Consider the following 9947-nt stretch of genomic DNA (forward strand, 5'->3'; position numbering starts at 1 on the left):
TGCCTGCCATGCCCGCGCTCGATCCTTTCGCCGTCTTCGCCCTCGCGCTGGTCGTCGCCTTGTGGCTGGCACTGGCCGTCGACCGCTGGCTGGGCGAGCCGCCCGCCGCGCTGCATCCGGTCGTGTGGATGGGCCGCTACCTGGACTGGATCGGCAGCCGCCTGGCACCGCGCGCCGCCGACGCGAAGCCGCGTGACTTGCCGGGCTTCGCGATGGGCGCGCTCGGCTGGTGCGTGGGCGCGATGGCCGCGTTCGCCGTCGCATCGGCGGTGCAGAGCCTGGCCATGCAATGGCTGCCAGTCTGGGCCATGGCCGTGGTGCTCGGGCTCGCGTTCAAGCCGCTCTTTGCGTGGCGCATGCTGCGCGACGAGGTGCTGGCGGTCGAAGCCGCGCTGGGCGAATCGCTCGACGCGGGCCGCGCACGGCTCGCGCGCCTCGTGAGCCGCGACGTCTCGGTGCTGAGCGAACGCGAGGTGCGCGAAAGCGCCATCGAGTCGCTGGCCGAGAACCTCAACGATTCGCTGGTGGCGCCCGTGTTCTGGTTCGTGCTGTTCGGCCTGCCGGGCGCGGCGCTCTATCGTTTTGCCAACACCGCCGATGCCATGTGGGGCTACCGCGGCGAACGCAGCGGGCGCGACTGGACCTGGTTCGGCAAGTGGGCCGCGCGCGCCGACGACGTGCTTTCGTGGCTGCCCGCGCGCCTGACCGTGCTGCTGCTGGCGCTCGCGGCCGGCCACTGGCCGCGCGGCGTGGCCCGCGAGGCGCGCCGCACGCCGTCGCCCAACAGCGGCTGGCCGATGGGCGCGATGGCGCTGCTGCTGGGCGTGCGGCTTGCGAAGCCAGGTGTCTATGCGCTGAACGGGGAAGGGCGCGCTGCCGCGCCGGCCGACACCGCGCGCACCGCGCAGCTCGGCGAGCGGGCGACGTGGGGGCTGGCGGTGATCGCTTCGCTGGCGATGCTGTCGCCGTTGCTGGCGAGGTGGGCATGACGAATCAATCCATGGTGCATGGCGGTCCCGACGAGACGGGCGCCGCGCCGCACGACTTCTCGACCAACGGCAACGCGGTCGGCTCGTGCCCCGCGGTGCTGGCAGCGCTGCGCGAGGCCGACGCGGCGCACTATCCCGATCCGCGTTACACCGCGCTGCGTGCCGCGCTTGCCGATTTCCACGACGTGGCCGTGGAGCGCATCGCGATCGCCGCGAGCGCGAGCGAATTCATCCACCGTATCAGCGCGGTCGTGGCACAACGCGGTGGCGAAGAGGTCTGGTTGCCCGCGCACAGCTACGGCGACTACGAACGTTCGGCCCAGGCCTGGGGCCTCGGCGTGAAGCGCGCACCTGAGGAGGCCGACGGCGCCGCGCTGCGCTGGTGCTGCGAACCGTCGAGCCCGTTCGGCCAGTCGCAACCCGACATCGCGCGGCATGCCGCGAGCGATGCAGTCTGCGTGCTCGACATGGCCTACGAGCCGCTGCGCCTCGAAGGCCAGCCCTCGCACGACGCCGCGCAGCGCGACCGCCTCTGGCAGCTGTGGACCCCGAACAAGGCCATGGGCCTCACGGGCATCCGCGCCGCCTACGCCATCGCACCCGCGAACAGCGACGTTGCAGGTCCACTGCTGGAACGATTCGAACGTCTCGCCCCGTCGTGGCCGCTGGGCACGCACGGCGTGGCGCTGCTCACGACCTGGACCAGCGACGAAGCGCAAGGCTGGCTGGCGCGCAGCCTCGACATCCTGCGCGACTGGAAGGCGCGGCAGCGCGCCGTGTGCGAATCGCTGGGCTGGCAGGTGCTGCCGGGCGACGCCAACTTCTTCGGTGCGCAACCCGACGTGCCATACCCGCCCCGCGCCGCCGCGCTGCGCGCCGAGGGCATCAAGCTGCGCGATTGCACCTCCTTCGGCCTGCCGGGGCACCTGCGCCTGGGCGTGTTGCCGCCGGCCAGCCAGCAGGCCTTGAAGGCCGCGTGGGCGAGGGCCAGCGCCGCACGACACAGCGGCTGAACGCACCTCGCACCACAATAGGGCCGTCTCAAGAAAAGGAAAACGAACAGGCCCATGCTCTACGCCATCACCACGCTCTTCCTGTGCCAGCTTGCCGGCGAACTGCTCGTGCAGTGGCTGTCGCTGCCGATTCCCGGTCCGCTGATCGGCATGCTGCTGCTGTTCGTCGGCCTGCTGGTGCGCGGCGGCGTGCCGCAGGAACTGACCGACACCTCGGGCCACCTGCTGCGCAACCTGATGCTGCTGTTCATTCCGGCGGTGACCGGCGTCATGCTGCATTTCGAGCGCGTGGGGCGCGAGTGGCTGCCGTTCCTGGCGGCCGGTGTCGTGGGCGGTGCCTTCACCATGGCGGTGACCGCGCTCACGCTGCGCTGGATGATCCGCATCACCGGCAAGGACGCGGAATGAACGCGCCCGTCAAGCTGTCTGAAATCTGGGTCTTCCTGGCCCAGTCGCCGCTGCTGTGGCTGTCGCTCACGCTGCTGGCCTACCTGGGCGCGCTGTGGCTGCATGCGCGCAGCGGGCGCAACCCGATGGTCAATCCGGTGCTGGTGTCGGTGATCGTCATCGTGGGCGTGCTGCTGCTCACGCGTACGCCTTACGACACCTACTTCGAGGGCGCCAAGTTCGTCCACTTCCTGATCGGCCCGGCCACCGTGGCGCTGGCCGTGCCGCTGTACAGCCAGGTCGGCCGGCTGCGGCGCCTGTGGCTGCCGATCGGTGTGGCGCTGCTGGTGGGTTCGGTGGCCGCCATCGTGTCGGCCATCGGCATCGGCTGGGTGCTCGGCGGTTCGCGCGAGCTCCTGATGTCGCTCGCGCCCAAGTCGGCCACCATGCCGATCGCGATGGGCGTGGCCGAGAAGATCGGCGGCCTGCCGTCGCTGGCCGCCGTGGCCGCGGCCATCGCCGGCATCTCGGGCGCGATCATGGCGACGGGTTTGCTGAACCTGCTGCGCATCAAGGAACCCGCGGTGCGCGGCTTTGCCGTCGGCATGGCGGCGCACGGCATCGGCACGGCGCGCGCCATCCAGGTGAACGAGACCGCGGGCGCGTTCTCGGCGCTGGCGATGGGGCTCAACGGCATCGCGACCGCGCTGTTGGTGCCGCTGATCGTGAAGCTGATGACCGTCTGACATCCATTCATTCCATCCATCGAGGAGCACGACCCATGTCCGAGTACACCGCCGAGATCGTCTGGGAGCGGGGCGACCAGGACTTCCTGGCCAACACCTACAGCCGCCACCACGTGCTGCGTTTCGACGGTGGTGCCGAGGTGCCGGGCTCGTCGTCGCCGCATGTGGTGCCGCTGCCGTTCTCCGATGCGTCGGCCGTCGATCCGGAAGAGATGTTCGTGGCCTCGCTGTCCAGTTGCCACATGCTGTGGTTCCTCACCATGGCGGTGAAACGCAAGTTCGTGGTCGACCGCTATGTCGACGCGGCCACGGGCGTGATGGAGAAGAACGCCGAAGGAAAGATGGCGATGACCGTCGTCACGCTGCGCCCGCAGGTGAGTTTTTCGGGCGAGAACCTGCCCACGCGCGAGCAGATCGAACACTTGCACCATCGGGCGCATGAGGAGTGCTTCATTGCGAATTCGGTGAAGACCGAGGTGAGGTGCGAGCCGGTCTACTGACAAGAGTCGCTCCCCGCGCGCGTTGGCAGCGCTGATCCAGCCCTGAGAAGAGGACGGAAACGCGCCCCTCAGCGCCGCTGCAACCGCGGATTCTTCGCAAACAGATCCGCCGCCCAGTCCACAAACGCCCGCACCTTTGCGCTCAGGTGCCGGTTCGGCGGGTACACCACGTGGATCGGCAGCGGGTCGCGCTGCCAGTCGGCCAGCACCTCGACGAGTTCGCCGCTTTCCAGCAGCGGCTCGGCGGTGAAGGTGATGCACTGCGACAGGCCGAAGCCCGCGAGCACGGCCGTCATGTGCGCATTGCTCTCGTTGACCGACACGCGGTAGGGGCCGTTGAGCTCGATGTACTCGTCGCCCTTCTTGAACTCGTGCGGGTACACGCGCCGGGTGGTGCCCGAGAAGTAGCTCACGACGTGGTGGCGCTTCTCGATGTCGTTCGGATGCTGCGGCGCACCATAGCGTTTGATGTAGGCCGGCGAGGCCACGGTGACGAAGTGCAGGGTGCCGATGCGGCGCGCCACCAACGATTGGTCGCTGAGCTCGCCGGCGCGGATCACGCAGTCGACGTTGTCGCTGATCAGGTCGACGGTGCGGTCGCTCACGCCCAAATCGACCTGGATGTCGGGGTAGCGGTCGCAGAAGCTGGCCAGGTTGGGCAGGATGATCTGCTGCGCCACCGAGGTGCCCACATCGATGCGCAGCCGCCCCGTGGGGTTGGCCTGCGCATTCGTCATGCTGGCTTCCATGTCGTCGAAGTCGTTCAGCAGCCGCGCGGCGCGCTCGAAGTAGGCGGCGCCGTCGGGCGTGACGGTGACGCGCCGCGTCGTGCGGTTGAGCAGCTTCACGCGCAGGCGCGATTCCAGCGCCTGGATCTGCTTGGTGACGGTGCCCTTGGGCAGGGCCAGAGAGTCGGCGGCACGGGTGAAGGTGCCGGCTTCCACGACGCGGACAAAGATCCGCATTGCCTGGATTTGATCCATCGAATGCCTGTTCAGGGAGACCGGCATATGCCGGAAGGAGGCGGATTCTCACACAAGGAATGCGCCCCTACGGAGTGCCCGATTGTTCTCCGTTTGGAAACAGAGTAGGGCTGTGTTTCCTGTTTCAACGTACTTGTAGCGCCTTATATTTCAACCATCGCCCATCCCCCTGAGGTCGCCCATGTCACCCCGTCCATCGTCCCGGTCCGCTGAAGCTGCTGCGCTTGCCGCGGCGCAAGGCGTGGAGTCCGATCTGTCGATCGAGCTGCCCGGCCGCGAGCCCGTGGCTGCCCGTGTCTACGGACTGCGTCCACGGGGCGAGACCGTGCCGTTGGTGCTGCACTTCCATGGCGGCACCTTCATCTGCGGCAACCTCGACAACGGCCGCAACGTGGCCCGGTTGCTGGCCGGCGCGGGTGCGGTGGTGGTGTCGCTGGACTACCCGCTGGCCCCGGCGGCCCCGTTCCCGGAGCCGGTCGAGGTGGGTTATGCGGCGCTCGAATGGCTCTACAAGCAGCGCGTGAAGCTCGGCGGCAAGGGCGCCCAGGTGTACCTGGCCGGCGAAGAGGCTGGCGGCAACCTGGCAGCCAGCGTGGCCCTGGTGGCCCGCGACCGCGCCCATCCGCCGCTGGCAGGCCAGATCCTGCTGTCGCCCATGCTCGACCCGTGCGCCGGCACCGCCTCGCTGCGCAATGCGACCAACGACGCCGCCGAGTGCCGCTGGGCCACGGGCTGGGCCAAGTACCTGAGCTGTCCCTCGAACGCCACGCACCCGTACGCGGTGCCCAGCGGATCGCTGCGGCTGGCCGCCCTGGCACCGGCGCTGGTGCTGGTGGGGCCCGACGACGCGATGCGCGACGAGGCCATGACCTTCGCGGGCCGCCTGCGCTCGGCCGGCATCGAGGTCACGAGCAGCGTGCTGACCGGCGCCGACAACTGGCCCAAGGCGCTGTACGACACCGAGGCCGTGGGATGCGCATCCTGCGAAGCCAGCGTGCAGCAGCACTTCCGCGAGTTCTTCAGCGCCACCACACCGCCCCCGGCGGTCCCTGAGCCCAGCTAGGCCCGCGAGGGTCCGCTCCGCCCCCTGAACCAAGCCGCCGCCTCCACCGAGGCGGGTGGCAGGGCTTTCTGTTCTCTGAATTCCGCCTCCTGACGCCGCCGGCGCCGGGATGGCCTGTTGCATCCCGAAAAAGTCATCGAGAAGGACGAACCATCATGTCGAACAAGAACGAACAATCGCTGTCTTCCATCACCCGTAAGGGGCTGTGGCCCGCCGTGACCGGCCTCACCGCGGTGCTGGCCGTGGCCGCCGCGGTGGTGGGCATGTACAGCTTCAAGGCCGAGGCCACCGCCCCGGTCGCCGCGCAACAGGGCACGCCGGTGTCGGTCGCCACCGTGGCGTCGAGCGAGATCAACGCCTGGGACGAGTTCTCGGGCCGGCTCGAAGCCGTGCAGCGCGTCGACGTGCGCTCCCGCGTGGCAGGCGCGGTGCAGGCGGTGCACTTCCGCGAAGGCGCGCTGGTGAAGCAGGGCGACCTGCTCATCACCATCGACCCGGCGCCATACGCCGCCGAGGTGGAGCGTGCCGAAGCGCAGGTTGCGTCGGCGCAGGCCCGCCAAGCCTTCAGCCGCAGCGAGCAGGAACGTGCCCGCCGCCTGTGGGACGAGCAGGCCATCGCGCAGCGTGAACTGGACGAGCGCGTGAACGCCGGCCGCGAAGCCGAAGCCAACCTGCGCGCCGCGCAGGCCTCGCTGCAGACCGCACGCCTGAGCCTGGGCTACACCCAGGTGCGGGCGCCGGTGTCGGGCCGCATCGGCAAGCTCGAAGTGACCGTGGGCAACCTGGTGGCCGCCGGCCCCGGCGCGCCCGTGCTGACCACGCTGGTGTCGGTGAGCCCGATCTACGCGAGCTTCGACGCCGACGAGCAGGTCATCACCCGCGCGCTGAAGGACCTGCCGGCCAACGCCGGCGCCCGCGGCCAGATCGACACGATCCCCGTGCAGATGGGCACCGCCGGCCTCGAAGGCACGCCCTTCACCGGCAAGCTGCAGCTGATCGACAACCAGGTCGACGCCCGCAGCGGCACCGTGCGTGTGCGTGCGTCGTTCGACAACAAGGACGGCGCGCTCATTCCCGGCCAGTTCGCCCGCATCCGCATGGGCCAGGCCCGCAACGACACCGCGCTGCTGGTGAGCGAACGCGCCATCGGCACCGACCAGAACAAGAAGTTCGTGATGGTCGTGGGCGACGACAACAAGGCCATGTACCGCGAGGTGACGCTGGGCGCGCCCATCAACGGCCTGCGCGTGGTGAGCAAGGGCCTGAAGGCCGGCGACCGCGTGGTGGTGAACGGCCTGCAGCACATCCGCCCGGGTGCGCTGGTGGTGCCGCAGACCGTGACCATGGACGCCAAGCTCGATACGAAGCAACAACAACCGGAACGCGTGGCCGAGGCCGCGAAGTCCTGATTTCGGAGGAGGGCGCCCTGGCGCCCGCCGGAGAACCAACATGAATCTCTCAAAATTCTTCATCGACCGGCCGATCTTTGCCGGCGTGCTGTCGCTATTGATGCTGATCGCCGGCCTGATTGCGCTGCGCGGTCTGCCGATCTCGGAGTACCCCGAAGTCGCGCCGCCCTCGGTGGTGGTGCGCGCAACGTACCCCGGCGCCAACCCGAAGGTGATCGCTGAAACGGTGGCCACGCCGCTCGAAGAGCAGATCAACGGCGTCGAAGGCATGCTCTACATGGGCAGCCAGGCAACGACCGACGGCGTGATGACGCTCACCGTCACCTTCCGCCTCGGCACCGATCCCGACAAGGCCCAGCAGCTGGTGCAGAACCGCGTCTCGCAAGCCGAGCCGCGCCTGCCCGAAGAAGTGCGGCGCCTCGGTATCACGACCGTCAAGAGCGCACCCGACCTGACGATGGTGGTCCACCTCGTCTCGCCGAACAACCGCTACGACATCAACTACCTGCGCAACTACGCGGTGCTGAACGTGAAGGACCCGCTGGCGCGCATCGAAGGCGTGGGCCAGGTGCAGATCTTCGGCGGCGGCGACTACTCGATGCGCGTGTGGCTCGACCCGCAGAAGGTCGCGCAGCGCGGCCTCTCGGCGAGCGACGTGGTGGCTGCGATCCGTGGCCAGAACGTGCAGGCCGCGGCCGGCGTGGTCGGCGCTTCGCCGGGCCTGTCGGGCGTGGACATGCAGCTGTCGATCAATGCGCAAGGGCGCCTGCAGAGCGAAGAAGAGTTCGGCGACATCATCGTCAAGAGCGGCACCGACGGCGCCGTGACCCGCCTGCGCGACATCGGCCGCCTCGAAATGGGCGCCGCCGACTACTCGCTGCGTTCGCTGCTGAACAACGACCCGGCCGTCGGCATGGGCGTGTTCCAGGCACCGGGCTCCAATGCGCTCGACATCTCGTCCAACGTTCGCAAGACGATGGAAGAGCTGAACAAGAACATGCCCGAAGGCCTGGAATACCGCATCGCGTATGACCCGACGCAGTTCGTGCGTGCATCGATCGAATCGGTGATCCACACGCTGCTCGAAGCCATCGCGCTGGTGGTGCTCGTGGTGATCCTGTTCCTGCAGACGTGGCGCGCCTCCATCATTCCGCTGCTGGCCGTGCCGGTGTCGGTGATCGGTACCTTCGCGGTGCTGCACATCCTCGGTTTCTCGATCAACGCGCTGAGCCTGTTCGGGCTGGTGCTGGCGATCGGCATCGTGGTGGACGACGCCATCGTGGTGGTGGAGAACGTCGAGCGCAACATCGAAGCCGGGCTCACGCCGCGTGAGGCCACGTACCGCGCGATGCGCGAAGTGTCGGGCCCCATCATCGCGATCGCGCTGGTGCTCGTGGCCGTGTTCGTGCCGCTGGCGTTCATCAGCGGCCTCACGGGCCAGTTCTACAAGCAGTTCGCGGTGACCATCGCGATCTCGACGGTGATCTCGGCCATCAACTCGCTGACGCTGTCGCCGGCCCTTGCCGCATTGCTGCTGCGCGGCCACGACCAACCGAAGGACGCCCTGACGCGCGGCATGGACAAGGCCTTCGGCTGGCTGTTCCGCGGCTTCAACAAGTTCTTCCATCGCGGCTCCGAGGCCTACAGCGGCGGCGTCAAGCGCGTGATCTCGCGCAAGACGCTGATGCTGGTGATCTACCTCGCGCTGGTCGGCGTGACCTTCGGCCTCTTCAAGGCGGTGCCCAGCGGCTTCGTGCCGGCGCAGGACAAGCAGTACCTCATCGGTTTTGCCCAGCTGCCCGACGGCGCCACGCTCGACCGCACGGAAGAGGTGATCACCCGCATGGGCGAGATCATGAAGAAGAACCCGAACGTGGAAGACGCCATTGCCTTCCCGGGCCTGTCGATCAACGGCTTCACCAACAGCTCGAACTCGGGCATCGTGTTCGCCACGCTCAAGCCCTTCGACCAGCGCAAGCGCGCCGACCAGAGCGGCGGTGCGGTGGCCGGCCAGCTCAACGGTGCGTTCTCGAGCATCCAGGATGCGTTCATCGTGATGTTCCCGCCGCCACCGGTGGCAGGCCTGGGCACGACCGGCGGCTTCAAGCTGCAGATCGAAGACCGTGCCTCGGTCGGCTACGACCAGATGGACGTCGCGGTGAAGGCCTTCATGGCCAAGGCGTATGCAGCGCCCGAGCTGACGGGCATGTTCACGAGCTGGCAGGTCAACGTGCCGCAGCTGTACGCCGACATCGACCGCACCAAGGCGCGCCAGCTCGGCGTGCCGGTGACGGACATCTTCGACACGATGCAGATCTACCTCGGTAGCCTGTACGCCAACGACTTCAACAAGTTCGGCCGCACGTACTCCGTGCGCGTCCAGGCCGATGCGCCGTACCGCGCCCGTGCCGAAGACGTGGGCATGCTGAAGGTGCGCTCGACCTCGGGCGAAATGGTGCCGCTGGCCGCGCTGATGAAGGTCAACTCGACCTTCGGCCCGGAACGCGCCATGCGCTACAACGGCTACCTGGCCGCTGACATCAACGGCGGCCCGGCCCCCGGCTATTCGTCGGGCCAGGCGCAGGACGTGATCACCAAGATCGCGGCCGAGACGCTGCCCAAGGGCGTGAGCTTCGAGTGGACCGAGCTGACGTATCAGGAAATCCTGGCCGGCAACTCCGCCTTCCTGGTGTTCCCGCTGGCGATCCTGCTGGTGTTCCTGGTGCTGGCCGCGCAGTACGAAAGCCTGACGCTGCCGATCGCGATCATCCTGATCGTGCCGATGGGCATCATGGCCGCGATGGCGGGCGTGTGGATGTCGGGGGGGGCCAACAACGTCTTCACGCAGATCGGGTTG

At 68.3% G+C, this 9947-nt stretch carries 9 protein-coding genes; 8 read left to right on the plus strand and 1 reads right to left on the minus strand.

What is annotated here, in order from left to right; translation table 11 throughout:
* The first annotated feature begins 8 nt into the window (after nucleotides 1–8).
* The 5 genes from cbiB to AC3WQR_RS12445 are packed head-to-tail and all read left to right on the plus strand — an operon-like array spanning nucleotide 9 to nucleotide 3635.
* Nucleotides 9–989, plus strand: coding sequence for an adenosylcobinamide-phosphate synthase CbiB (gene cbiB, locus AC3WQR_RS12425; protein WP_492742226.1), 981 nt, complete (start codon nucleotides 9–11; stop codon nucleotides 987–989).
* The gene (locus AC3WQR_RS12430; protein ID WP_492742227.1) at nucleotides 986–2002 is read left to right on the plus strand and encodes an aminotransferase class I/II-fold pyridoxal phosphate-dependent enzyme; all 1017 of its coding nucleotides are present in this window, start codon (nucleotides 986–988) and stop codon (nucleotides 2000–2002) included. The genes cbiB and AC3WQR_RS12430 overlap by 4 nt, the downstream gene beginning before the upstream one ends.
* A 54-nt stretch (nucleotides 2003–2056) precedes the next feature.
* Nucleotides 2057–2410, plus strand: a complete 354-nt coding sequence (locus AC3WQR_RS12435; protein ID WP_056581435.1) for a CidA/LrgA family protein — start codon at nucleotides 2057–2059, stop codon at nucleotides 2408–2410.
* Nucleotides 2407–3135 carry an LrgB family protein gene (locus AC3WQR_RS12440; protein WP_369647207.1) on the plus strand — a complete coding sequence of 243 codons (729 nt, stop codon included), beginning with the start codon at nucleotides 2407–2409 and terminating at the stop codon, nucleotides 3133–3135. The genes AC3WQR_RS12435 and AC3WQR_RS12440 overlap by 4 nt, the downstream gene beginning before the upstream one ends.
* Nucleotides 3136–3170: 35 nt before the next feature.
* Nucleotides 3171–3635 (plus strand): OsmC family protein, encoded by a 465-nt coding sequence (locus AC3WQR_RS12445; RefSeq protein ID WP_492742228.1) that lies wholly within the window; start codon nucleotides 3171–3173, stop codon nucleotides 3633–3635.
* Between the two features lie 68 nt (nucleotides 3636–3703).
* Here the strand turns inward: AC3WQR_RS12445 and AC3WQR_RS12450 are convergent, their stop codons facing one another.
* Complete coding sequence (locus tag AC3WQR_RS12450) at nucleotides 3704–4618, minus strand: LysR family transcriptional regulator (protein ID WP_070060504.1); 915 nt, start codon at nucleotides 4616–4618, stop codon at nucleotides 3704–3706.
* 181 nt (nucleotides 4619–4799) lie between these two features.
* On the opposite strand from AC3WQR_RS12450, the gene AC3WQR_RS12455 reads away from it, so the two are divergent.
* From AC3WQR_RS12455 to AC3WQR_RS12465, 3 genes are all read left to right on the plus strand, one after another.
* Nucleotides 4800–5681, plus strand: a complete 882-nt coding sequence (locus tag AC3WQR_RS12455; RefSeq protein WP_095947754.1) for an alpha/beta hydrolase fold domain-containing protein — start codon at nucleotides 4800–4802, stop codon at nucleotides 5679–5681.
* Nucleotides 5682–5836: 155 nt separating this feature from the next.
* Nucleotides 5837–7090, plus strand: a complete 1254-nt coding sequence (locus tag AC3WQR_RS12460) for an efflux RND transporter periplasmic adaptor subunit (protein WP_062479898.1) — start codon at nucleotides 5837–5839, stop codon at nucleotides 7088–7090.
* Between the two features lie 40 nt (nucleotides 7091–7130).
* Nucleotides 7131–9947: efflux RND transporter permease subunit (locus AC3WQR_RS12465; RefSeq protein WP_492742229.1), on the plus strand; the 2817-nt coding region annotated here is incomplete at its 3' end.

This window comes from Variovorax sp. FW305-3-2-15-B-LB1 (genome assembly GCF_058787635.1).